Below are 22,338 nucleotides of genomic sequence, written 5' to 3' on the forward strand. Positions count from 1 at the left end.
GCAGTGGCCGAATACCTGCCTTTGCTACGCGGTTGCTGGATGAATTTGCCTGACGCATCGGACTTCACTCTCGGGAAGATGGCTTCCCGGCGGCTGGCGCTTTCATAATTGTATTCTTACTAAACACTCATTGTGTACAACAAGTACACAATTATTGACACGAGCGGCTGTGCGTGCCATGATCCCCTCATCAGGAAAGAGAAGCGGAGTTTTCCCCATGGCGAAGACCGTTAAGAGCAGCCTCTATGAGGACTTGAAGCGCCAGATCCTGACGATGGAGCTGGATCCCGATGCCGATCTTGATGAGGTGAGCCTCAGCGTGCGTTACGGTCTTTCGCGCACCCCGGTTCGCGACATCTTCCGGCGGCTGGCGGGGGAGGGCTATATCGATATTCGCGAGAACCGCGGGGCTCGGGTCATTCCGATGAACCACGCGACGCTCAGGAACTTCTTCCTGGTTGCGCCGATGATTTACGCGGCGATCGGCCGCCTCGCGGTACAGAACTTCAAGCCGGCCCAGCTTGCCGATCTGAAGGAGACGCAGGAGCGTTTTCGCCAGGCCAGCGTGGACATGGACGCGTTTACGATGGTTCTCGAGAACAATCGTTTCCACGAAATCTTCGGCGAGATGTCGGCCAACGTCTATCTGCAGCCGAGCCTCGGCCGGCTCCTCATCGACCATGCGCGCATCGGGCACACCTTCTTCCGTCCGAGAAACCAGGACATGCGGCGCCGCCTGCAGGTGGCGGTCGAGCACCATGACAGCTTCATCGAGGCCTTGAGCGCTCACGACGAAGACGCCGTCGTCGACCTGGTCTTCGAACATTGGGAACTGTCCCGCGAGAACATGGAAATGTTCATAGCGCCACAAGGACTTAAGTCGGACGCCATGATCGGCGGTCCGAGCGTGCAATCATTGGAGAAACTGCCGTGAAGTTTGAAGGTATCTACACGCCTGCGATCACGCCGCTGAGCTCGGACGGGCAGATCGACCGGGCCGGGTTTGCTGCGGTCCTGGAATCCCTGATCGATGCCGGCGTGCACGGCATCATCGTCGGCGGATCGACGGGCGAATATTACGCCCAGTCCTGCCAGGAACGTTTCGAGCTCGGCGCCTACGCCAAGGAGGTGATCGGCAACCGGTTGCCGCTGATCATCGGCACCGGCGCGACGCGCACCGAAGACTCCGTCGAATATGCCAAGGCGGCGAAGGACATCGGCGCCGATGCGATCCTGGTGTCGTCGCCGCCCTATGCCCTGCCGACCGAGCGCGAAAACGCCGTTCATGCACTGACCGTCGACCGCGCCGCCAACCTGCCGATCATGCTCTACAACTATCCCGCCCGCATGGGTGTGATGATGGGCGAGGAGTATTTCTCCCGCGTCGGCAAATCCAAGAACGTGGTGGCGATCAAGGAAAGCTCCGGCGACATGGGCAACCTGCATCGGCTCGCCCGCAAGTTCCCGCACATCGCGCTGTCCTGCGGCTGGGATGACCAGGCGCTCGAATTCTTCGCCTGGGGCGCCAGGAGCTGGGTCTGCGCCGGCTCCAACTTCCTGCCGCGCGAACATGTCGCGCTCTACGAGGCCTGCGTGCTCGAAAAGAACTTCGACAAGGGCCGGGCGATCATGGCGGCAATGCTGCCGCTGATGGATTTCCTCGAATGCGGCAAGTTCGTGCAGTCGATCAAGCATGGCTGCGAGATCATCGGCCTGAAAGCCGGTCCGGTCCGCGCGCCGCTGCGCGGACTGAACTCCGAAGAGAAAAGAACCCTTGAGACCGTTGTGTCCACCTTGAAGCGCACGGTCGCCCAGATCACCTCGGGAGCCAATCATGCATGAACCCTTGACCGCAGCCGAATACAAGGCAATCGCCGCCGGCCTTCAGTTCCCGACCAATGCCTTCATCGATGGCAGCTTCCGTCCGGCCAATTCCGGCAAGACGTTCAAGACGACGAATCCGGCGACCGGCGAACTTCTGGCGGACGTTGCCGCCTGTGATGCAAGCGATGTCGATTACGCCGTCCTCAAGGCAAGAGAGGCGTTCGAGGATGGCCGCTGGCGGCAACTGTCGCCCGGCGAGCGCAAGGCGACGCTGATCAAGTTCGCCAAGCTCCTGGAAGACAACCGCCATGAACTGGCGGTGATGGAAAGCCTCGACAGCGGCAAGCCGGTTCGCGAATGCCAGACCGTCGACGTGCCCGATACCATCCACACCCTTCGCTGGCACGCCGAGGCAATCGACAAGCTCTATGACAACACCAATCCGGTCGGCCCGAATGCGCTGGCGATGGTGGTGCGCGAGCCGATCGGTGTCGTCGGCTGCGTCCTGCCCTGGAACTTCCCGCTTTTGATGCTCGCCTGGAAGATCGGCCCGGCATTGGCCGCCGGCTGCTCGGTCGTCGTCAAGCCGGCACAGGAGACGACGCTGACGACGCTCCGGGTTGCCGAACTTGCGCATGAAGCCGGCATCCCGGCCGGTGTCTTCAATGTCGTCACCGGCAGCGGCCGGGAGGTCGGCGAGCCGCTCGGCCTGCACATGGATGTCGACATGGTGGCCTTCACCGGCTCGACGCCGACCGGGCGACGCTTCCTGCATTATTCCGCCGATTCCAACCTGAAGAAGGTCGTGCTCGAATGCGGTGGCAAGAACCCGGCCGTGGTGCTGGAGGATGCCGAGGATCTGGATCTCGTCGCCGAGCAGGTGGTGAACGGCGCCTTCTGGAATATGGGCGAAAACTGCTCGGCCTCCTCGCGCCTCATCGTCCATGCCAAGATCAAGGACGAGCTCTTGAAGCGCATCGGTGCCTATATGCGCGAGTGGAAGACGGGCGATCCGCTCGATCCGGAAAACCGCGTCGGTGCGCTGGTCAGCAAGAACCACTATGAGAAGGTCACCTCCTTCCTCGACGACGTCAAAAGCGAGAAGCTGACGATCGCTCATGGCGGTGAAACACATGGCGGCATCTTCGTCGAGCCGACGGTGGTCGACGGCGTCACCTCCTCCAGCCGGCTGTTCAAGGAAGAAATCTTCGGGCCGATCCTGTCGGTGACGACGTTCAACACACTGGCCGAGGCCGTCGCCCTTGCCAACGATACCAATTATGGCCTGACGGCATCGGTCTATACCGCCAGCCTGAAGCATGCGATCCGCCTGTCGCGCGACATCCGGGCCGGCCTCGTCACGGTCAACTGCTTCGGCGAAGGCGACGCGACGACCCCGTTCGGCGGCTACAAGGAATCCGGCTTCGGCGGCCGCGACAAGTCGATCTTCGCACACGACAACTACTGCGAACTCAAGACCATCTGGATCGACATCTCCGATCGCTCCCTCGACGAGACCATCCGATGACCCGGCATGTGATCAAGCGCCTACCGATTGATACTGGCGTTTCGGGATGGGAGGCGATTAGCGAACGCGCCTATCCCGTGACGGCGCTTGACCACGACATTACTGCGGACTGGCTGATCATCGGCGCTGGATTCGCCGGGCTATCTGCGGCCCGACGCCTCTCGCAATTGCGGCCGCAGGACAAGATTGTCATTCTTGAGGCCCGTGAACTCGCAAAAGGACCGGCCGGACGAAATTCCGGCTTCATGATCGACGTGCCGCACAATCTCTCGTCCGGCGAGTACTCGGTTGCCGACGAGCAGTCCACCAAGGACGAGATCAGACAGAACCGCTTGGCAATCGCCTTCGCCGCTGACGTTGCGGCCGAGTATGGCCTGTCCAAGGAAACATTCGATCCATCGGGCAAGACGAACGCCGCTGCCTCGGACAGGGGCTTGGGGCTCAACGAGAATTACAGAAAGTCCCTCGAGAAGATCGGCGAAGATTATCGCGTTCTCGATGCCGATCAGATGCGGGAAATGACCGGCTCGCACTATTATCGAGGAGGGCTCTATACCCCAGGGGCCGTGCTGATCCAGCCGGCGGAGTACATCCGCGGCTTGGCGCGCGGATTGCGATCAAAAATCGATCTTTACGAGCATTCGCCGGTGCTGGAGCTTTCGCGCGAAGGCAGGTTCTGGAAGGCGAAGTCAAACCGCGGATCCGTGTCTGCGCCGAAGGTCATTCTCGGAGTGAACGGCCACATCGAAAGCTTCGGCCACTTTCGCCGCCGCTTGATGCACATCTTTACCTACGCATCGATGACCACCGCCTTCTCACAGAACGAATATGGCGGCGTTACCGGCGCGGACCGCTGGGCGCTTCTGCCCGCAGACCCCATGGGCGCGACCGTACGCAAGATCACCACAAATGGCCTGTCCCGGATCGTCATAAGGACGAGGTTCACATATGATCCAAGCCTCCAGGTGTCAGATAGGCGTGTCGCCGGCATAGCTGCCGAGCAGCGCCGGTCATTCGACGCCCGTTTCCCCGGACTGAAAGGCCTGCCCCTGGAATATAGCTGGGCCGGTGCGCTGTGCCTCAGCCGGAACCATGTGCCAGCATTTGGTGAGGTCGAAGAAGGGCTCTTTTCTGCCTGCTGCGAAAATGGCCTCGGCACCGTCAAGAGCACACTCGCGGGGATGATGGCTGCCGATCTGGCGACAGGGGCGGGTAGCCCTGAACTCGAACAATACAGAAATCAACCGGAGCCGAGCAAGTTGCCGCCCGAGCCGATCGCATGGCTCGGCGTGAACTCGGTCATCCGGCTGCAGGAGTTGCGTGCAGGCCGCGAGGGATGATCCCTCGCCGCGCAATAATGAGGATCGAGCCAAGAGCAGATCTTCAGAAGAATGGGAACGAGAACTAGGAGTAAAAACAATGAAGGCTTTGTGGAAGGCGCTTTGCGCCGCTGCGATGATCGGAATGAGCATGTTTCCTGCTCATGCTGAAGAAAAGACCATCACCATCGGCACCATGTCCTGGGAGGATCTGACCCCTATCACGGGCATCACCAAAAAGGTCCTCGAAGATTCGGGCTATACGGTCAAGGTTCTGCCCTTTTCGGAATGGGGTATCGCCTACGCTGCCTTGAGCAAGGGTGACATTCAGATCCTCGCATCTCAGACCGATTATGTTGCTCAGGACTATTGGGACAAGAACAAGAACCGTCTGGAGAAAATCTCGCCGGTTTCCCACGGCCTTTACCAAGCCATTGCCGTCCCCAATTACGTTCCGATCGACTCTACTGACCAGCTAAACGACAATGCCGACAAGTTCGGCGGCAAGATCGTCGGCATCGAGCCGGGCTCGGGCCTGATGCGTGACGCGGCCAATGCCGTCAAAGAATACGGTCTCAAGCTGCAACTCGTGGAAGGCAGCACGGCAGCTATGACCGCTGCTCTGAAATCGGCCATTGATCGCAAGGAATGGATTGCCGTTACGATCTGGGAACCGTCTTGGATGATGCAGAAGTATCCGGTCAAGTTCCTCAAGGATCCGAAGGGCGTGTTCCCGCCTCCGCAGAGCTACTACTGGATCGGCAAGAAGGGTTTTTCGGCTGACAATCCACATGCTCGCGAAGTCATCGCCAGCGTCTATGTTCCGCTTGCTGATATCACGGCGATGAACGGCGCTGTCAGCGATGGCAAGACCATGGATCAGGCCGTCCAGGATTGGATCGGGGCCCATGCCGACCTGATCAAGCGCTGGGAAAACATCAAGAAAAACTAATCGTATCCTGGCCGTCCGGCTCGCCGGGCGGCCATCCTGAAGCCCAACGAGAGAAGCCAGCACCAATTGGCTCAAAGGGGATCGCTATGAAAACAAATGTCGATACCAATGAAGTTCTGATTGACTGCCAATCCGTCTGGAAAGTCTTCGGAGACAAGTCCGCCGCCGCGATGAAGTCCATCGCAGAGCGCGGTCTCGGGAAAAAGCAGGTCCTGCAGGAGTTCAACTGTGTCGTCGGCGTCTCCGATGCGAGCATCGAGGTTCGGCGCGGGGAAATCTTCTGCATCATGGGCCTGTCGGGCAGCGGTAAGTCGACGCTGATCCGTCTCCTCAACAAGCTGATTACGCCCAGCGCCGGAAAGGTTCTGGTCAAGGGACGTGATCTGGCGGCCTTATCTCCCGTCGATCTGCGGCAGATGCGCGCCCGGCATATCGGAATGGTCTTCCAGAGCGTCGCGCTCTTGCCGCATAAGACGGTCCTGGAGAATGCGGCCTTCGGCCTCGAGGTGCAGGGAATTCCAAAGTCCGAGCGAAACGAGACGGCACGCGCGGCCTTGGAGAAGGTCGGCCTTGCTGATTGGACGAACCGCTATCCCCAGGAACTTTCCGGCGGCATGCAGCAACGCGTCGGCCTTGCTCGCGCGCTAGCTGCCGATCCCGAAATCATTCTCATGGACGAGCCGTTCAGCGCACTGGATCCTCTGATCCGGCGTCAGCTTCAGGACGAATTCCGGCAGCTTACCAAGGCTCTCGGGAAGTCCGCTGTCTTCATTACCCACGATCTCGACGAGGCCATCCGGATCGGCGACCGCATCGCAATCATGAAGGATGGCGTGATCATCCAGACCGGCACCGCCGAGGAGATCATCCTCAATCCCGCTGACGACTACGTCGCAGAATTCGTTGCCGGGATATCGCGCCTTCATCTGATCAAGGCGCATTCCGTCATGCGCAGCGTCGCCGAGTTCCAGCAGAGTCAGCCGAATTCCGACATTTCTTCGTTGGCACGCACGACACCGGACGCCGATATCGACGAGCTCATCACATTGACGATGCAGTCGAACCGCGACGCCATTGCTGTCGTGGACAATGGTCAGGTGATCGGCGTCGTCACACCGCGAAGCTTGCTGATGGGCGTCAAGGGAACGTCCACCAGCAATCTCGCCGCGGCGTGACACCTAACTGGAGTTCAGCGACATGGAAAGTTCAGGCTTTACCGATGTTTTTGACGAATGGACGGACTCCGCCCTCGGCTGGGTGAGCGACAATGGCGAGTCCCTTTTCGACAATGTTCGATGGGTTCTCGAAGGGCTCTACGGTGCAATCCTATGGCTTCTCGAGCTCCCACCGTTCTATGTGGTTGCTCTTGTCGTCGCCCTTATCGGCTGGCGGCTGGTCAATATCTGGTTTGCCGTGCTCAGCGGCGTTGCGCTTGCCCTCTGCTTTTCCATGGGGCTTTGGCCGGAAACGATGAGCACTCTGGCTCTGGTGCTCACCGCGACTGTACTCGCGCTAGCGCTTGGAATTCCGATCGGCATCGCCGCCGGGTTCTTCACCGCGCTGGATCGCTTCATGGAGCCCGGCCTCGATTTGATCCAGACGCTTCCGCCATATATCTACCTGCTGCCGGCAATCGCGCTGCTCGGCTACGGGCCGGCGACCGCGCTGATCGCCACGATCGTCGTTGCGATGCCGCCGGCCATCAGACTGACATCGCTGGGTATCCGGATGACGCCGAAGGAGTTCATCGAACTCGGCGAGGCGAGCGGCATCAGGCCGAGCCAGATGTTCTTCAAGATTCGCTTGGCGTTTGCTCTTCCGAGCATCATGGCCGGTATCAACCAGAGCCTTATGATGGCATTCGGGATGGTCGTCATCGCGGGTATCGTCGGCTCCGGCGGGCTGGGGGAGACGATCTACGGTGCGATCCGCACGCTCGATATCGCAACATCCATCAACGGTGCGATCGCAATCGTCGTTCTGACGATGGTGATTGATCGGATCACCCAGAGCGCCGCAAGCTTCGGTACGGGGAGGAAGCCATGAGCCCTTCGATCCTGCAGTTTTCACCAGGCGCCTTCCTTGCCCCGGCGGTCGATTGGCTGAACACCAACCTTCATCCGCTGTTTGCGGCGATCAGCACCATCATCGAGGCGGTCCTTTCAGGGATCGAGGCGGCTCTGCTCTTCGTGCCGTCCTATGCGCTGATCGCGATCGTTGTCGCTCTGGCATTTGTGGCCGTGGGGCTCCGCGCCGCGATCCTGTCGGGCCTTTGCCTTGGGTTTTGCCTTCTCGTCGGACTCTGGACGGCGTCCATGCAGACCGTTGCCTTGGTGACAGTCGCCGTCCTGATATCCGTCCTCATCGCGTTTCCGATCGGTGTTCTCTGCTCCCGCTATAAGGCCCTGCAAGCGACGGTGCGGCCGATACTGGACGTGATGCAGACCGTTCCGCCGTGGGTCTACCTCATTCCGGCCGTGATGATCTTCAGCCTTGGGCGGGTGCCGGCAATCATAGCCACCATTGTCTATGGCATTCCGCCGATGCTCCGGTTGACCACGCTCGCATTCAACCAGGTCCCGAGGGAGTTCAAGGAGCTCGGCAGCGCCATCGGTGCGCATCCCCGTGCCATCCTTTGGAAGATTGAAATTCCTTTGGCAAAGCGGACCCTTCTGGTCGGCCTCAATCAGTGCATTCTTCTCTCTCTGGCGATGGTGGTCTTGGCCGGTCTGGTCGGCGCAGGTGGCCTCGGCGCGGAGGTCACGCGCGGTCTGACACGCATGGAGATGGGTCTCGGTCTCAGGGCTGGTTTGGCAATCGTGGCGGTCGCGCTGCTCCTCGACAGGCTGTCCCGCGGTCTGCTGGACCGTGACAAGCTTCCAGCGTCGAAATGACATTAAGGACACCCACGATGAGAAACAGCTTTTTCTGCATCGATGCGCACACCTGCGGAAATCCCGTGCGGCTGGTCACAGGCGGCGGTCCGCTTCTGCCGCACGCACCGATGGGCGAGCGGCGAGAGATATTTCTTCGGGATCATGATTGGGTTCGCAAGGCGCTGATGTTCGAGCCGAGGGGGCACGACATCATGTCCGGCGCGATCATATATCCGGCTTACCGCGATGATTGCGACATAGCGGTCCTGTTCATCGAAGTTAGCGGTTGTCTGCCGATGTGCGGGGCAGGCACCATCGGGCTTGTTACCGCTGCGATCGAGGAAGGTCTGGTTCAGCCGCGCGAGCCTGGGAAGCTCTCGATAGAAACCCCCGCTGGAAGGGTGGATGTCACGTTCGAGACGAGCGGAAATCATGTCGATTCCGTCCGGCTCTTCAATGTGCCGAGCTATCTCCACGCAGCGGATGTTGAGGTGAGTGTGCCTGGCATGGGACGTTTGCGTGTCGATATTGCCTATGGCGGCAACTACTACGCGGTGGTGGAGCCGCAAGAAAACTGGAGCGGTCTCGACGGCATGACTGCGGCTGATATCGTCGGCTGCAGTCAGAAGCTCAGGACCGCTCTCGCGGGCATATGTGATCCGATCCATCCGGATGATGCCCGCATTCGTGGAGTTCACCATGCAATATGGTGCGATCGTCCGGTCAACGATGCCTCCGATGGCCGTTGCGCGGTGTTTTATGGTGAAAAGGCCATCGATCGGTCGCCGGGCGGCACCGGCACATCAGCGCGGATGGCGCAGTTGCATGCAAAGGGACGTCTGGCTGTCGGATCGGCTTACCGTCATGAAAGCCTGATCGGGACCACCTTCGAAGGCCGGATCGAAGCCGAGGTTAGTATCGGAGCTTATAAAGGCATCCTTCCGAGCATCGGAGGCTGGGCACGCGTCATCGGCCACAACACGATTTTTGTCGATGAACGCGATCCACTCGCGCACGGCTTCCAGATCCGATAAAATAGGTCTTTGCAGTCTTTGGAAGCGGCAGGGAGATAGAAAGATGCTTGAGAAATATCGGCCGGAAGATGACGTCGTCACGTCCGCCAGCCGTCTCAAGGTGGGATTCATCTTGGCGCGGTCGTTCACCTTGTCCGCCTTCGCGCTCTTCGTGGATACGTTGCGGCTTGCAAGCGACAAACAGGATCGTTCCGGAAGGGTTCTTGCGGACTGGCAGGTGATTGGAAGCACGAGGCACCTCATAGCCTCGAGCTGCGGCGTCCAGGTCGCTCCGACGTCGGATCTCGTTGATCCCTCGCGTTTCGACTACATCGTGGTCGTCGGCGGCCTTCTGACCGTCGAAAACCCCGTCGACCAGGAGACAATCGCATATCTCAAGCAGGCGGACGCCAAGAAGGTGCCACTGATCGGCGTGTGCACCGGGTCGTTCATTCTTGCCGCGGGCGGCCTGATGAAGCGGCACGAATCCTGTGTAAGCTGGCTGCATTACGAGAAGTTTCGAGAGCGCTTCCCCGAGCTGAAGGTCCGCTCCGACCGGCTGTTCAACCTCGATCGCCAGCGAGGATCGTGCGCAGGCGGCAGCAGCGCCGCCGACTTGGCGGCATTGCTGGTCAGGAAATACATCAGCCGTGACGCGGAGCGAAATGCGCTGGAGGTCCTGCAGATCGAGAAGGCCCGAACCACCGCGGACATCCAGCCCCGTCGTCCGCTGTACGAAGACTATGACGATGCCCGCGTGAAGGCCGCAATGATCGCAATGGAACAGTTCGTCGATGGCAGCCTGCCGATTCCCAAGCTGGCTGCCAAGGTTGGACTGTCACGGCGGCAACTGGAGAGAATTTTCATCGAAAAGACGGGAATGTCTCCTGCCAAGGCATACAACCGTGTTCGCATGGAGCGGGCGAAGTCGATTCTTGCCCGGTCGAAGGCGCCTCTCATCGAGATCGCGCTGGATGTCGGATTTGAAAACACGTCGCAGTTCACGAGGACATTCAAGCGCACATTTGGGCAAACGCCGTCGCAACATCGCGCGGCGGTTTTGAGCGCCCGCTGAAATATGTCCGGTTGTTGCGGTCACCAGCCCTATTTCAAATCCTGCGCCATCTGCAGATGGTGTTCCAGAGCCGGCTCTGTGCTTGCAGCCCAAGTCTTCAGATCGGCATTCTTGCCCTTGTTCCCATACCGCTTGAAAAGGTCGACAGCGTCCTTGTGAGCCGAGACCTGATCTGAGTGATATTGCTTGGTGAAATCGGCTCCCTGCAGCCCCTTGAGTTTATTCAGCATCTTCTGCTGAGAGGATGACATCGCGGTCGGGAGGGGAGCCTTTACCTTGCCGCTCGTTACCATCTGCTTTAGCTGGCTCGTGGTTTTCTGATGGTCGGCAATCATCTGCTGTGCGAATGACTTCGTCGCGTCATCGGCGCGTTCGAGCGCAAGCTTGCTGGATGCGATTTCGAACATGTCGCTTGTGGCAGCTTCCTTGACGAAATCCTCCGTTTTCGGGGCAATGCCGACGAGCGAGTTGACGCCGCTTTTTTCCGCGGCCGATTGCGCGAGGACAGGTGCTGCAAACAGCAAGGCGGCGGCGGTGAAGGCAATCTTTTTCATGATGCTCTCCTGTGGTGCAATTTCGAACCTGCGGCCACGGAGAATGTTCCAAACCGGTCGCCCTGTTGATGCCCGCTTCGGTGGTTCGTTCGCAGTCACGGGCAGGTGCGACAGAACCGAAGGGACAGCGCGAAGAACGATGCTCTAAATGGCGGCGTCTGTGACATCGCGAAGCGGCAATGGGCTTCCAAGTAAAAACGTGATAGTTTTGCGACAGCCTTTGAACGGTGCCGACCTATATCCCGACCCATAACAACAATCGAGGATACACCGATGCATAAGCTACTCATCTCTACCGCGATTGCCAGTATCGTTGGATTCAGTGCGGCGTCGGCCGCGGATGTTGTAACCCAGGCACCGGAAGCGCCTGTGTCGAAACTCCGGCAGGTTTCACTTGGGCAGGTGCCTATGCCGGTATTCGTGGCGGCGGCAATTGGGTCAATGGGGATTTCAGCATTCCCGGCGCAAGCACGTCTGAAGATCTGAGTGGCGGCTTGGTCGGTGGCTTCATCGGCTACAATTGGCAATTTGAGAATAATGTTGTGCTCGGCCTCGAAGGCGACCTCAATTATAACTGGAACAAAGATACTATCGCACCCGGCATCGATGTTGGGACGGACATTGATGGTTCGGTCCGCGCCCGCCTCGGCTATGCTTTCGATCGGGCTCTGATCTATGCGACAGGCGGTTGGGAAGCGACGCGTGGGTTTATCGACACGGGCAGCAAAGACACCAAGACCTTCAATGGCTGGACGGTTGGCGCCGGCGTTGATTATGCCTTCACCGATCGGGTCTTCGGACGCTTGGAATACCGCTACACCGACTTCGGCGACAAGGATATCAACGGCGTGAAAGTCGATCTGAAGCAGAACGCCGTTGTCGTCGGTATCGGCGTGAAATTCTGGTGATTGGCTTCAGCAGATAACGTCAGGCGCCTCGCAAGTCCGAGCGTCTCACTGGCCGCGAAGACATCCGCCGCCTCATGGCTCCGTTGGCCTGATATTGTCCGTGCGCACTTGCCCTTCCAGAACGCCGCGGCGCAAGTCGTTCCGGCCGTGTTCGATTTCCACCACCGTATAGAGCTTCTCGCTGCGAAATGCGCTGGCGTTTGCCGTGCTGACATCCTCGGCTGGCGCTGAATCGACTTCCATGTAATCCAATTCACACGAGGACGCGACAATACGGGCGTCGCCGGCGGTACGGGCTGCCACCACCACCTCGCCATGGGAAGGCGCGTTTTGCCAATTCAGATCGTCGGGCTCTGCGATAGGGATGAGGCGATAGATGTTGAGCAGTTCACCGGGCGCCGATGCGCCTTTTATCTGCGCATCCTCTATCTGGGCATGGCTCTCGACCGACCGACCGAACGTGGTGCGGCTGGTCGCATTGTTCGGGTCGGTTCCTTCTGTTTCGACGACATTGGACATGTTTTCATCCTCTTCGCATCCAAAGCGGACAGCCGGTGCTCATGTGGGTAGGAACGCAACGGTGCGATGTTGCTTGAACCATCCGTTGCTTCACCGGGGTGTCTGCGAGCGATCTGAGCCTTCGGCACGTCACCGCTCTTCCGCCGGGGTCATTACCTTGATGTGTCAACAACGGTGGAGACCGGCATCTGTTCCACCAGGGAGCGCGGCGTTTTTTTCAAAGGCTTCGGCAAAGACAGTGCTGGGCGAGATTATCGACTTTGTCGCCTCAAGGGTTGCATGCTGTCCACGCCTCGCGCGCTATCGATCCATCGCATGACCGGCGTGACGGCTATGCCATAAACGGCGACGGAGATCAGGACAATCAGGAAAACGGTATCCCAGACGATCTCGATGTTCTCGAACGACGTCTTTCCGCAAGCGTAGGCAAGATAATATATTGAGCCGAGACCCCTGATGCCAAAAATCGAGATGATCGCCTTTTCCGAATGTGGTTGGACGCCACCGATCAAGCTGATCCACCCCGAAATCGGCCTGACGACCGCCAACGTCATTACGGCAACAACCGCGATCCGCCAATCGATGTGAGACAAAACCGACCCTTCGGCGATAACGGAACCGAAGCAGACAAGCAGGAGCATCATCAGCAAGCGCTCGAGCTGCTCTCCGAAATCATGCAGTTCGCCATGGAAGCTGCTATGCCTTTCGATGCTGCGCAGGGTGAGCGCCGTTACGAAGACGGCAACGAAACCATAGCCGTGAACGAGTTCCGTGGCTGAGTAGGCAAGGCATGTGAAGCCGAGTGCGGCCAATCCATCTCCGGTCTTGGCGATCCGTCCTGCCTTTGGAACCTTGAATGTCAGGTATCCGAGGAGCCGGCCGACAAGCCACCCCATGCCGATCCCCGCCGCCAGCTTCCAGAGGACGTCGACGGCGAGCCAATGCCAGATCCATTCGGCACCGGAGTCAGCCGCCGGCGATTGAGAGGCAATTGCGATCGCGGCCATGACGAACGGAAAGCTCAGGCCGTCATTCAGGCCAGCTTCTGATGTCAGGGCAAACCTGATCTCATCTTCCTCGCCCGTTAGTGGCGGGCCTACCTGGACGTCAGCCGCAAGCACCGGATCCGTGGGTGCAAGTACGGCTCCCAACAGAAGTGCCGAAGCTGCTCCCAATCCGAGAAGGCTCCATCCGAGGAAGGCTATCGCGAATATCGAAAGCGGCATGGCGATGCCGAGAAGGCGCCAGGTCAACGCCCATCTTGCCCAGCCCAACGGTCTGTCGATCTTCAATCCCGCACCCATGAGAGCCACGATCACGACCAGTTCGGAGAGATGTTCCGTCAATTCCCTGTTCTCGAGCGGGTTCATATGGGGGAGTGGCGTGAATGGCGACCAGGCGAGAAGCATTCCGATGATGACGCAGCAGATTGGAAAGGAGAGTGGTATGCGCTTCAGCACCATGGGCAGCCACGCCGTCAGCAGCACGACGACGCCGAATATGAAGAGCGTGACGACATAGCTGTTCATGTCGGCTACTTCTGACGCGGTTGCGGTAAATCTGCTCCCACGGAAATCTGATGTCCCTGGCGCGTTGCTGCGACGGCTTCGTAGAGTGTCCGAGCGGCGTTGCGGACTTCCTCTTGCATCGCCTGATCGTTTTCGTAGGCCACATGGCTCGTCGCATAGGGCTCCCAATAGCCGATGTAGCGATCGATCTCCGCAAGCGGGCCGGCCGAAACGAGTTCCATCGACTTCAGCCAATCGGCAAGGCTTCTGCGAACGTTCTCGGCGCCTTCCGTATCACCGTGAACGATCACGGAAAACGATCGGCCTGCCAGATGTCGGGGATAGCCCCAGCCTTTCATCTCCAGTTCTTTTGCTTCCCCGGCATGCTTGCCGTGGGTGCTGGTCGGATCCGGATTGCCGCCATCGGCGCAAACAAGCCGGTCCATCATCAGCTTCAGGGGCGAGGGGGTCTGGTACCAGTGAACCGGCGTGATGATCATGATGCCGTGTGCCTCGACCCACATCGGGAAGATATCGTTCATCCAGTCGTGGACCTGATCCAGCGAATAATTGGGATAGCAGGAACAAGGCCAGTGGCAGAGTGCCGCGGATGTGGAAAAGCAGGCCTTGCAGGGATGAATCTGCCGGCCATATTCAGAAGCCAATCGGCTGAGATCGAGTATCTCGATCTTGGTGTTGGGCCGCTGTTCGAGCGCTGCCTTCGCGATTTCCAGCAGGCGGTAGCTTTTGGATACTTCGCCCGGGCAGGTATGTTCGCTGCGGGGCGAGCCGTTGATGAGAAGCAGGCGGATCGGCCCGTTCGAGTCGTCATGCCGCTGTTGGGCATTGGTGATGGCTTCCCGCGCCGCCAGCCAGTCCACTGCCAGCTCATAGTCGGGATCGGCGAAGCCGGGGCCTGCCTTTCTGGTCTTCGGACTCTTTCTTGAATTTGCGTAGGCGTCCCAAGCGGCCGATGCGAGCTTCGAAAGTTCTGCCTGCAGCCGTCCGTAAGCCGGGTCTTGAAATTGGTTGAGGAAACGTTGTTTGAACGCGTGTTCGCTCAATCTCGGGCTGGGACTGCCCTTGCGCGGCTCTAGATCAGAGGCTGAGGCGGACTTATTCGGGGACATGGGAACTCCTAAGGTCGTGATTTGCTAACGCATCGGCAAACACAGCGTTCCAGTCGATGGGCACCTTCCACGGTAAGAACGGAGTTCAGTCTGCCTGCCACCCCGCGAAATCGCATGGCATGGAGCGCCGGGAACAAATGAAGCGGCTGGATGTTTGGTGCGTGGCGAGTTCGTCCCTTGACCCGCCAACGCCGCTCCAGCAGGCGGCCGTCAGAGAGCTGCCGTTGACCTCGCGCCCTTTCCACTTATCAACGGTAGCTCTCAATAGAGCGCGGCAGGGAAATACGCCATGCGCCTTATCCCAACGTTCCCTGTCGCGTCTGACATCACTCGTTGAAGGAATAACCGGGCTTCTTCAGCCGTTGTCAGAAATGCGCGACGCGCTTTGTCTCTCGAGACCCTACCATCGTGCGCCTCGCTCAAAGCTTGCTGCCTCCAACGGATGCCGCTTAGCCCAGGAGTTCAACATGGCCTACACACAAGCTGATCTTGATATGACCGAGCGCCACATCGCGCAGGGTGAGCAGCACATTTCGGATCAGGAGATCATGATCACCAAACTCCGCATCGGGCACATCGACACTGAAGGAGCCGAAAGAATGTTGGTGATCTTCAACCAAATGCTGCAAATACACCGCCGCCACCGCGATATGATTGCTGCTGCACTGGAAGACGATCATCAGTCTCATGGCGAGGACGTCTGCGCGGTAAAATGACTGGACGACGGAGAAGCTGATGCTGGTATGCGCCCTGCGTGGTCAGTGGATCTTCTGAAGCGCGCTCCCCTTATGCGCTGCAATATGGTCGGTCTTATCGCTCTTGATTTCGTACTGCGGATCGTCGGCCGAAGCGCGATGTGTATGGCCTTTATAATCGAAATCGCAGGTGTGAATTTTGGTGATCGTGCCGCTGACATGGCCCGCTTCGGAGTTCCAGCTCACATGATCGCCAACCTTGAATGTTTTTCCCACGGCGCTTCGCTTCCGTACCGGACTCTCTTACGCCATTAACGCGACCTCATGCTCTTTGTTCATTCAGCGCGAAAGCACTGGCGGCCGCTAAAGAGCGTGAACCGTGAACTGCAGATAGGCGGCAAGGCTGACAGCCGAAAGTCCGACAATGATGACGGGATGGGCGAGGCCCTTGCTGATGATCGCAAGTGCCAGGCCGAGCAGGACGATCATTCCTCCTAGCAGCAACCCTTTGTCGGCAACGGAGAGCGCGAGGGCGGACAGGCAGACGGCCGCGGCGACCATCGTTACCGGCATCTGGTTTTGAAGAGGCTCGCTTCGGCTTGTGAAGGTGAGCAGGAATCTGTTCCAGCTCAGCCCGAGAGAAATGCTTAGAAGCAAGGAGGGGAGAACATGCCACATGAAATATCGTCTCTTCTGATGTCGATCATAGAGAAGCAATCCATGTGCCAAAGGTGAGAAACTGCGATTTCGCAAGGGCAAGTCGGGACGCCGACAAGGTTGGCTGCCTGTTTGGAAGTCGATTTGCCGTTCTCTTCGGCATTCAAGTTGGACATTACGGCTAAGGCCTGAGAGCTCAGCGGTATCGCAACTCGGTTTGCGTGACGACCACATCCATGGGAATGTCGTGAGCAAGGGGATGAATGGTGGCGATCTTCTGGGACTCGAAGCCGACGCCGATGGTAAAGGGCTTGCGGTCGAAACTAGCCAGTGTTCTGTCGAAAAAGCCGCCCCCATAACCAAGCCGGAAGCATTCAGCATCGAAGCCGACGAGGGGCGCTATGACGATGTCCGGAACGGCTTGCGCACCTTCCGCTGGCACCGGGATATTCCAAACGCCACGTTCAAGCCGGTCACCCATTTTCCACGACCGGAATATCAATGGTTCGGCTTTGGCGACGACCACCGGCAGCAGGCAAATGGCGCCACGGGCCGTTAAGGCGGCCATCCATCCTCGGAGATCGGGTTCTCCGAGGAACGGCCAAAACAGGCTTATGTGTTTACCGGCAACTTTGGTGACAATCTGGTCAAGATGGCTCGCGATGGCGCGCGTATAGTCGTTGCGTTGCGCCACCGGTAAGGCCTTGCGCTCATCGATCAACTTCTGCCGTTCCGGCTTTCGCCAGGCAAAGACCTCTGAGTCCGTGGCAAAGTTGGGCGAAATACCACTATAGGCGGGATCGATTTCATGAAGCATGCACGCAGGCGACGCGTATTCATGGGTTTCTTCGTCCATCTCCGATCGATCTGATTTTGTCATCCGCTCTTTGATCTCTCCCGCTTGACGGTTTGAGGCGAAAACCCGCTTGAGCCGCGGCAATGATTTTTATATAGGGAACGATATGGCAATTTAATTCCTGAATCGAGATCTTTTTGGACCTTTCATCGATCGAGATATTCCTCGCCGTCGCTTGCGACCGCAGCGTGACCAAGGCGGCCAAAGCCGTCGGCCGCGCGCCGTCGAATGTAACGACCCGAATTCAGCAGTTGGAGGATGATCTCGGCGTCCTGCTCTTCAGCCGCGACGGCAAAAAGATGACTTTGACGCGAGAAGGCGAGACATTTCTGGTCTATGCCAATCGCCTCGCCGCCTTGGCGCTGGAAGCGAGACAGGCCGTCAGGCCCCTGCAGCCTTCCGGCACGCTGCGTGTCGGGACGATGGAGAGCACGGCGGCAAGCCGATTGCCGGCAGCGCTCACCCAATTCAACCGGATGTGGCCCGATGTGTCCCTTCATCTGACATTGGGTGCATCGCGTGATCTCACCCGGGACGTTCTTGGTGACGTATTGGATTGTGCGCTGATCGCCCGTCCGCCGAAAACGATGCTCGACAAAGACGCGGATTTTAATGCCGAGCTTGAGAGCCTTGAAGTAGAACCTGTCTTTGTCGAGGATCTATTGCTCGTATTACCGTCCGGGCATCCGCCCATTCAATCTGCCGCCGACTTGCGGGTCGGATCGCTCGCCGCACTGGAACCCGGATGCACTTATCGAAGGATTGCCGAAAGCTGGGCGCGAAAATCGAGTGGCTTGCAGACGAGAGAGCTTGGCTCCTACCACGCGATACTGGCAAGCGTGGCAACCGGGAGCGCGGCAGGTGTCATGCCGAAATCGGTTCTCGATCTCATGCACTGGCCGACAAGTTCCCCAACCCATCAACTGGGAGCCGTCGACACGATCCTCATCTATCGCAGGAATGATCTGCCAACCGCCTTCAAAGCGTTTCACGAAGTCCTCAGCGCGGCCAAGAGCCGGGATCCGCGGCTGGTGACGAACTAAACGGCGCCTCCACCCACTCACAAACAATCTATCCTAAACTGGTTTCATCATGCAGCACCCAGACTCCCCTAAGGTGGGGCCGAGCCGTTTCCGCTTGTTTTCGCCAATCCTCGCTGGGGCAACCCTGCATGAACGATTGATGGCTTGCCTTGGCGCCTTGATCGGTATCGGCCTTACCGGCGTCATCAGCGGCTATCTCTTCGGGCAAGGACCCCATCTACCGCTCATCGTCGCACCGATGGGCGCATCGGCGGTGCTTCTTTTCGCGGTCCCGTCCAGTCCGCTTGCCCAGCCCTGGTCGATTATCGGCGGCAACACCATTTCCGCCATGATGGGCATCATTGCAGGCTATTTCATTCATGATCCGATTGTCGCAATCGGGGTCGGCGTCTCACTTGCGATCGGCGCGATGTCTTTCACCCGATGCCTCCATCCACCCGGCGGCGCGGCAGCTCTGACCGCCGTTCTCGGCGGCCCGGTCGTTGCAAGTTGGGGCTTCTTCTTTCCGTTCATCCCCGTGGCCTTGAACTCCTGCATACTGGTCGGCCTCGGCCTGCTGTTTCATAGGTTTTCCAAACGCAACTATCCGCATGTTGTCGCAAAGCCGGCGGAGAACACCCATCAGACGCGTGACCTGCCGTCGGTCCTGCGTGTGGGCTTTCGGGAAGAAGACGTCGATGCAGCTCTGGCAGCGCTCGATGAGACCTTCGATATCGATCGGGCAGATCTCAGCCGCCTGCTTCGGCAAGTCGAATTGCAGGCAGCGGTGCGCTCGCACGGCAACATAAGCTGCGCCGACATCATGTCACGCGATGTCATCGCCATCGGCGAGGGCACCGAGCCCGATCAGGCCCGGCACCTTCTATTGAAGCACAACATCCGCACACTGCCGGTAAAGGATCGGGAAGGTCGCTTGATCGGTACGATCGGCCTGCGTGAATTGTCTGACAGCATCGATAGCATCGCGGGCGCGATATCGAAGCCCGCCGTGGCGGACGCAGCGGGTCCTGCACTATCGCTGTTGCCTGTTCTGACTGACGGGCGCACGCATGCGGTGATTATCGTGGACGATGACCGCCGTGTCCTCGGCCTGATATCGCAGACGGATCTTCTGAGTGCCATGGCGCGGCTTTTGTCAAACAACAACGCGGCGGCGCTGGTCGACGCTTGAGCATGTCATGGCCGCCAATGCCTCAGGGTATGGCCGTCACATTTATGTCCAAGCCATCAGCCAATAACGAAACGTGAGGGCAATATCATCGCTCAGCGCCGTCACTAACTGTGCGCTGCAGCAAAAAAGATGTGAAATGCATTGCGCTGCGCAAGGCGGGCGCTTGACCATTTCGATTTCGGCGCCATTTGAGCCCCAGCCTTCGATTTCGTGACCTTGCACGGCTGCTTCGGCGGGAACCAGATGGAGTTGTAACATCGCTAATGAATCGGATGAAAGCTTGAGATCGCCGTCTTCCTGGGAAACGGGAAGCGCCATTCTCGAGTCGGACGAAGTCGTCTTCGAACACTTGAGCGAAAACCGATCCGGCGCGGCGCTGAAAGGGGCGTTCTGGTCGGCGTTGGATACGCTGATACCGACGGCGCTGAACAGCCTCGTTTTCATTGTCACATCGCGATATCTGCTGCCGCAGGACTTTGGTCTTGTGGCGCTTGCCTTCAGCATCGTGAGCTTTGCCGCCGGCCTCGGGCCGACCGCGTTCGGCGAAGCGTTGATCCAGCAGAAGACCATTCGCCAAAGCCATCTCGATACCGTGTTCTGGCTGTCCTTCGCGTCGGCGGCGATCCTTTACCTCGTGCTTTTCTCTGGATCCTCCTATATTGCCCATGCCTTGGGCCATGACGAAATCGTCAGCTTGCTGATGATTATTGGCTTGAAGATCTTCTTCGACATGATGATCATCGTTCCCAATGCCCTTATCGGCCGCACGATGTCCTTTCATCTCGCCGCCGTCCGCACGGCAATCGCCACGGTCGTATCGGGCCTCGTGTGCCTGGCCTTGATTTTTGCCGGCTTCGGCCTTTGGGCGCTGGCGATCGCTCAGATCGCCGCACCTGCCGCCGGATGCATAGCCGCCTTCTGGGGTGCGGGCTGGCTGCCGGGTGTGCGGATCAAGTGGAGCAGTCTTCGCGAGCTCCTGCATTACGGCGTCTTTGCGTCCGGCAATCGCTTCCTCCAGTCCATGAGCCTCGATCAGCTCATCATAGGCACGCTCGTCAGCCCGGCCGCGCTCGGCATCTATAATTTCGCCCGGCGGCTTTTCGAAATGATCAACAACGTCGTTGCCGGGGGGCTGACCTCGGTCACGCACGTTCTCCTGTCGTCGCTGCAGCATGATCAGAATAAGGTCCGTGAGGCATTCCTCATGGCAACGTTTGGCTGCTCGCTGGTGTCATTTCCGGCCTTCATGGGTCTTGCCGCCGTAGCAGACGACGCCATTCCGTTGATCTTCGGGCAACACTGGGCGGCTGCGATCTGGCCGGTGCGGTTTTTCTGCGTCATCGGATTGATGAGCGGCATCGGCGTTGTCCAGGCATCCTTGATTACCAGCCAGGGCAAGTCGGACTGGTGGTTCTACTACCAGCTCGTGCGAAACATCGTCACGATCATCACCGTGCTGCTGCTTTACCCATATGGCGTGACCACCATCGTCTTCGCGCTGATGCTCGAAGTGCTGCTTCTTTGGCCGGTAACGCTCTGGATGGTTTCGCGCTTGATTGCACTCAGCGTCGGAGCTTATTTCGCCCAGTTCCTTAGGCCGATAGCTGCCTATGTCGGAATGCTTGCCGCCGTGCTCGGCGCTTCGGCATTGCTGCAGGACTGGAGCCCGGCCTCGCGCCTGGCGATCGAAATATCCGTCGGCGCGATCGTCTATACGAGCCTGATCTTCATCCTTTGCCGGGAGAGAGCTCTTTTCCTGGCAAAGACAATGCTCCGGCGGCGCTAACTTTCGTTCGGCTCAGCGGCCGAGCATCGAAATCGATTGTTTATTCCAATGTCCCTGTCGGATGCAGGGCCGATGCGATCGCAAAAGAGGGAATTATGTCACTCGTTACGTTCATCATTCCGGTTCGACACCAGGACAATGCCAAGGATTGGCCGGCGCTGAAAGAACGGTTGTCCCAAACCGTGGCGTCGATTGCCGGTCAATCGAACCCCGATTGGAGCGCCGTTATCGTCGCGAATGAGGGTGCGGACCTTCCCGATCTGCCGCCGCAATTTTCAGTCGAACGCGTTACGTTTCCCCCGAACCAGCTCCACGATTTGGATAGCGCGGATAGAGAAAGGGTCTACGACGCGTTCCGCCTGGACAAGGGCCGCCGCGTGCTGAGCGGTATGCTTTCAGCCCGGGATTCGCGGTTTTTCATGATCGTAGACGATGACGATTTCGTCAGCGCCAATATCGTCAGCTACGTTGCGCAGCACCCGGATACGAACGGCTGGAAGATCGACAAGGGCTACCTCTGGAACGAAGGCGGCCGGTTGATCATGCATTACGATGATTTCGCGAACTACTGCGGCACATCATTGATCGTGCAATCGCGCCTCTACGACCTTCCAGCGACACTTGCGGCTGCCGATATCGACTATGTGAAGTCGATGCTGGGCAGTCATGTGCGCATCGCAAACATATTGGCCGAGCGCGGCACGCCGCTCGAGGCGCTGCCGTTTCGCGGTGCCATTTACCGGGTTGGGCATAGCGGCGCGCACAGCAAGTCCGCCAGTCTGCTGTCGACCTATTTTTTCAATACCCGCGCGCTTCGGCGCCCTAGCCAACTTCTTCGCAATCTCACGCGGGTTCGTCCGCTCGATCGCGGCCTGCGCAACGAATTTTTCGGTGCTGCCAGTGCCAACAACGTGAAATGGTGAT

23 protein-coding genes and 1 pseudogene are annotated in these 22,338 nt (G+C 58.8%); 16 read left to right on the plus strand and 8 right to left on the minus strand.

Annotated elements, in window-relative coordinates; translation table 11 throughout:
- Positions 1–217: 217 nt before the first annotated feature.
- The 10 genes from NXC24_RS27685 (at position 218) to NXC24_RS27730 (ending at position 10,587) form a co-directional block, all read left to right on the plus strand.
- On the plus strand, positions 218–934 hold the full coding sequence (locus NXC24_RS27685) for a GntR family transcriptional regulator (protein ID WP_104826585.1): 717 nt from the start codon (positions 218–220) through the stop codon (positions 932–934).
- On the plus strand, positions 931–1,842 hold the full coding sequence (locus NXC24_RS27690) for a dihydrodipicolinate synthase family protein (RefSeq protein WP_104826586.1): 912 nt from the start codon (positions 931–933) through the stop codon (positions 1,840–1,842). The genes NXC24_RS27685 and NXC24_RS27690 overlap by 4 nt, the downstream gene beginning before the upstream one ends.
- Positions 1,835–3,352, plus strand: a complete 1,518-nt coding sequence (locus NXC24_RS27695; protein ID WP_104826587.1) for an aldehyde dehydrogenase — start codon at positions 1,835–1,837, stop codon at positions 3,350–3,352. The genes NXC24_RS27690 and NXC24_RS27695 overlap by 8 nt, the downstream gene beginning before the upstream one ends.
- Entirely contained in the window at positions 3,349–4,692 is a 1,344-nt protein-coding gene (locus NXC24_RS27700; RefSeq protein ID WP_104826588.1) for an FAD-binding oxidoreductase, read from the plus strand. The genes NXC24_RS27695 and NXC24_RS27700 overlap by 4 nt, the downstream gene beginning before the upstream one ends.
- A 79-nt stretch (positions 4,693–4,771) precedes the next feature.
- The gene (locus NXC24_RS27705) at positions 4,772–5,623 is read left to right on the plus strand and encodes a glycine betaine ABC transporter substrate-binding protein (RefSeq protein ID WP_104826589.1); all 852 of its coding nucleotides are present in this window, start codon (positions 4,772–4,774) and stop codon (positions 5,621–5,623) included.
- Between the two features lie 86 nt (positions 5,624–5,709).
- Positions 5,710–6,798 carry a glycine betaine/L-proline ABC transporter ATP-binding protein gene (locus NXC24_RS27710; RefSeq protein ID WP_104826590.1) on the plus strand — a complete coding sequence of 363 codons (1,089 nt, stop codon included), beginning with the start codon at positions 5,710–5,712 and terminating at the stop codon, positions 6,796–6,798.
- 22 nt (positions 6,799–6,820) lie between these two features.
- Entirely contained in the window at positions 6,821–7,669 is an 849-nt protein-coding gene (locus NXC24_RS27715) for an ABC transporter permease subunit (protein WP_104826591.1), read from the plus strand.
- Positions 7,666–8,517: an ABC transporter permease subunit gene (locus NXC24_RS27720; protein WP_104826592.1), complete on the plus strand. Its 852-nt coding sequence runs from the start codon at positions 7,666–7,668 to the stop codon at positions 8,515–8,517. The genes NXC24_RS27715 and NXC24_RS27720 overlap by 4 nt, the downstream gene beginning before the upstream one ends.
- Positions 8,518–8,534: 17 nt before the next feature.
- Positions 8,535–9,533 carry a 4-hydroxyproline epimerase gene (locus NXC24_RS27725; protein WP_104826593.1) on the plus strand — a complete coding sequence of 333 codons (999 nt, stop codon included), beginning with the start codon at positions 8,535–8,537 and terminating at the stop codon, positions 9,531–9,533.
- A 43-nt stretch (positions 9,534–9,576) separates the two neighbouring features.
- A complete protein-coding gene (locus NXC24_RS27730; protein ID WP_104826594.1) occupies positions 9,577–10,587 on the plus strand; it encodes a GlxA family transcriptional regulator in 1,011 nt (336 codons plus the stop codon).
- A gap of 29 nt (positions 10,588–10,616) precedes the next feature.
- Here the strand turns inward: NXC24_RS27730 and NXC24_RS27735 are convergent, their stop codons facing one another.
- Positions 10,617–11,141 carry a DUF4142 domain-containing protein gene (locus NXC24_RS27735; protein ID WP_104826595.1) on the minus strand — a complete coding sequence of 175 codons (525 nt, stop codon included), beginning with the start codon at positions 11,139–11,141 and terminating at the stop codon, positions 10,617–10,619.
- Between the two features lie 273 nt (positions 11,142–11,414).
- On the opposite strand from NXC24_RS27735, the pseudogene NXC24_RS27740 reads away from it, so the two are divergent.
- A pseudogene (locus tag NXC24_RS27740) lies at positions 11,415–12,049 on the plus strand (outer membrane protein).
- Positions 12,050–12,121: 72 nt separating this feature from the next.
- Here the strand turns inward: NXC24_RS27740 and NXC24_RS27745 are convergent.
- The 3 genes from NXC24_RS27745 to NXC24_RS27755 all read right to left on the minus strand — a co-directional run bounded on the left by NXC24_RS27745 (position 12,122) and on the right by NXC24_RS27755 (position 15,206).
- On the minus strand, positions 12,122–12,568 hold the full coding sequence (locus tag NXC24_RS27745) for a hypothetical protein (RefSeq protein WP_104826596.1): 447 nt from the start codon (positions 12,566–12,568) through the stop codon (positions 12,122–12,124).
- A gap of 251 nt (positions 12,569–12,819) precedes the next feature.
- Positions 12,820–14,097 (minus strand): cation:proton antiporter, encoded by a 1,278-nt coding sequence (locus tag NXC24_RS27750; RefSeq protein ID WP_104826597.1) that lies wholly within the window; start codon positions 14,095–14,097, stop codon positions 12,820–12,822.
- A 5-nt stretch (positions 14,098–14,102) separates the two neighbouring features.
- Positions 14,103–15,206 carry a flavodoxin family protein gene (locus tag NXC24_RS27755; protein WP_104826598.1) on the minus strand — a complete coding sequence of 368 codons (1,104 nt, stop codon included), beginning with the start codon at positions 15,204–15,206 and terminating at the stop codon, positions 14,103–14,105.
- Positions 15,207–15,673: 467 nt separating this feature from the next.
- On the opposite strand from NXC24_RS27755, the gene NXC24_RS27760 reads away from it, so the two are divergent.
- On the plus strand, positions 15,674–15,922 hold the full coding sequence (locus NXC24_RS27760) for a hypothetical protein (RefSeq protein ID WP_104826599.1): 249 nt from the start codon (positions 15,674–15,676) through the stop codon (positions 15,920–15,922).
- A 42-nt stretch (positions 15,923–15,964) separates the two neighbouring features.
- Here NXC24_RS27760 and NXC24_RS27765 read toward each other — a convergent pair whose 3' ends face one another.
- From NXC24_RS27765 to NXC24_RS27775, 3 genes are all read right to left on the minus strand, one after another.
- The gene (locus NXC24_RS27765) at positions 15,965–16,177 is read right to left on the minus strand and encodes a DUF2945 domain-containing protein (RefSeq protein ID WP_104826600.1); all 213 of its coding nucleotides are present in this window, start codon (positions 16,175–16,177) and stop codon (positions 15,965–15,967) included.
- An 87-nt stretch (positions 16,178–16,264) separates the two neighbouring features.
- Positions 16,265–16,579: a hypothetical protein gene (locus NXC24_RS27770; RefSeq protein WP_104826601.1), complete on the minus strand. Its 315-nt coding sequence runs from the start codon at positions 16,577–16,579 to the stop codon at positions 16,265–16,267.
- A gap of 175 nt (positions 16,580–16,754) precedes the next feature.
- Positions 16,755–17,414 carry a 5-formyltetrahydrofolate cyclo-ligase gene (locus NXC24_RS27775; RefSeq protein ID WP_245464176.1) on the minus strand — a complete coding sequence of 220 codons (660 nt, stop codon included), beginning with the start codon at positions 17,412–17,414 and terminating at the stop codon, positions 16,755–16,757.
- A gap of 137 nt (positions 17,415–17,551) precedes the next feature.
- Between NXC24_RS27775 and NXC24_RS27780 the strand changes: the two genes are divergently transcribed.
- On the plus strand, positions 17,552–18,457 hold the full coding sequence (locus tag NXC24_RS27780) for a LysR substrate-binding domain-containing protein (protein WP_104826603.1): 906 nt from the start codon (positions 17,552–17,554) through the stop codon (positions 18,455–18,457).
- A gap of 49 nt (positions 18,458–18,506) precedes the next feature.
- Positions 18,507–19,628 (plus strand): HPP family protein, encoded by a 1,122-nt coding sequence (locus tag NXC24_RS27785; protein WP_104826604.1) that lies wholly within the window; start codon positions 18,507–18,509, stop codon positions 19,626–19,628.
- Positions 19,629–19,670: 42 nt separating this feature from the next.
- Here NXC24_RS27785 and NXC24_RS27790 read toward each other — a convergent pair whose 3' ends face one another.
- Positions 19,671–19,946, minus strand: a complete 276-nt coding sequence (locus NXC24_RS27790) for a hypothetical protein (protein WP_104826605.1) — start codon at positions 19,944–19,946, stop codon at positions 19,671–19,673.
- A gap of 31 nt (positions 19,947–19,977) precedes the next feature.
- Between NXC24_RS27790 and NXC24_RS27795 the strand changes: the two genes are divergently transcribed.
- Positions 19,978–21,414, plus strand: a complete 1,437-nt coding sequence (locus NXC24_RS27795; RefSeq protein WP_245464177.1) for a lipopolysaccharide biosynthesis protein — start codon at positions 19,978–19,980, stop codon at positions 21,412–21,414.
- A gap of 95 nt (positions 21,415–21,509) precedes the next feature.
- Positions 21,510–22,337 carry a galactosyl transferase gene (locus NXC24_RS27800; RefSeq protein ID WP_104826606.1) on the plus strand — a complete coding sequence of 276 codons (828 nt, stop codon included), beginning with the start codon at positions 21,510–21,512 and terminating at the stop codon, positions 22,335–22,337.
- Position 22,338: the final 1 nt, after the last annotated feature.

Origin of the sequence: Rhizobium sp. NXC24 (assembly GCF_002944315.1) — a bacterium.
In the GTDB taxonomy this organism is placed as follows: Bacteria; Pseudomonadota; Alphaproteobacteria; order Rhizobiales; family Rhizobiaceae; genus Rhizobium.

Excerpts from the sequence above, each read along its gene's own strand:
- NXC24_RS27750 (WP_104826597.1), bottom strand. The coding sequence starts at position 14,097 with ATGAACAGCTATGTCGTCACGCTCTTCATATTCGGCGTCGTCGTGCTG.
- NXC24_RS27800 (WP_104826606.1), top strand. The coding sequence starts at position 21,510 with ATGTCACTCGTTACGTTCATCATTCCGGTTCGACACCAGGACAATGCC.
- NXC24_RS27725 (WP_104826593.1), top strand. The coding sequence starts at position 8,535 with ATGAGAAACAGCTTTTTCTGCATCGATGCGCACACCTGCGGAAATCCC.
- NXC24_RS27785 (WP_104826604.1), top strand. The coding sequence starts at position 18,507 with ATGCAGCACCCAGACTCCCCTAAGGTGGGGCCGAGCCGTTTCCGCTTG.
- NXC24_RS27705 (WP_104826589.1), top strand. The coding sequence starts at position 4,772 with ATGAAGGCTTTGTGGAAGGCGCTTTGCGCCGCTGCGATGATCGGAATG.
- NXC24_RS27720 (WP_104826592.1), top strand. The coding sequence starts at position 7,666 with ATGAGCCCTTCGATCCTGCAGTTTTCACCAGGCGCCTTCCTTGCCCCG.
- NXC24_RS27790 (WP_104826605.1), bottom strand. The coding sequence starts at position 19,946 with ATGGCGCTTCCCGTTTCCCAGGAAGACGGCGATCTCAAGCTTTCATCC.
- NXC24_RS27730 (WP_104826594.1), top strand. The coding sequence starts at position 9,577 with ATGCTTGAGAAATATCGGCCGGAAGATGACGTCGTCACGTCCGCCAGC.
- NXC24_RS27760 (WP_104826599.1), top strand. The coding sequence starts at position 15,674 with ATGGCCTACACACAAGCTGATCTTGATATGACCGAGCGCCACATCGCG.
- NXC24_RS27735 (WP_104826595.1), bottom strand. The coding sequence starts at position 11,141 with ATGAAAAAGATTGCCTTCACCGCCGCCGCCTTGCTGTTTGCAGCACCT.
- NXC24_RS27685 (WP_104826585.1), top strand. The coding sequence starts at position 218 with ATGGCGAAGACCGTTAAGAGCAGCCTCTATGAGGACTTGAAGCGCCAG.
- NXC24_RS27775 (WP_245464176.1), bottom strand. The coding sequence starts at position 17,414 with ATGGACGAAGAAACCCATGAATACGCGTCGCCTGCGTGCATGCTTCAT.
- NXC24_RS27715 (WP_104826591.1), top strand. The coding sequence starts at position 6,821 with ATGGAAAGTTCAGGCTTTACCGATGTTTTTGACGAATGGACGGACTCC.
- NXC24_RS27695 (WP_104826587.1), top strand. The coding sequence starts at position 1,835 with ATGCATGAACCCTTGACCGCAGCCGAATACAAGGCAATCGCCGCCGGC.
- NXC24_RS27710 (WP_104826590.1), top strand. The coding sequence starts at position 5,710 with ATGAAAACAAATGTCGATACCAATGAAGTTCTGATTGACTGCCAATCC.
- NXC24_RS27755 (WP_104826598.1), bottom strand. The coding sequence starts at position 15,206 with ATGTCCCCGAATAAGTCCGCCTCAGCCTCTGATCTAGAGCCGCGCAAG.
- NXC24_RS27770 (WP_104826601.1), bottom strand. The coding sequence starts at position 16,579 with ATGTGGCATGTTCTCCCCTCCTTGCTTCTAAGCATTTCTCTCGGGCTG.
- NXC24_RS27700 (WP_104826588.1), top strand. The coding sequence starts at position 3,349 with ATGACCCGGCATGTGATCAAGCGCCTACCGATTGATACTGGCGTTTCG.
- NXC24_RS27745 (WP_104826596.1), bottom strand. The coding sequence starts at position 12,568 with ATGTCCAATGTCGTCGAAACAGAAGGAACCGACCCGAACAATGCGACC.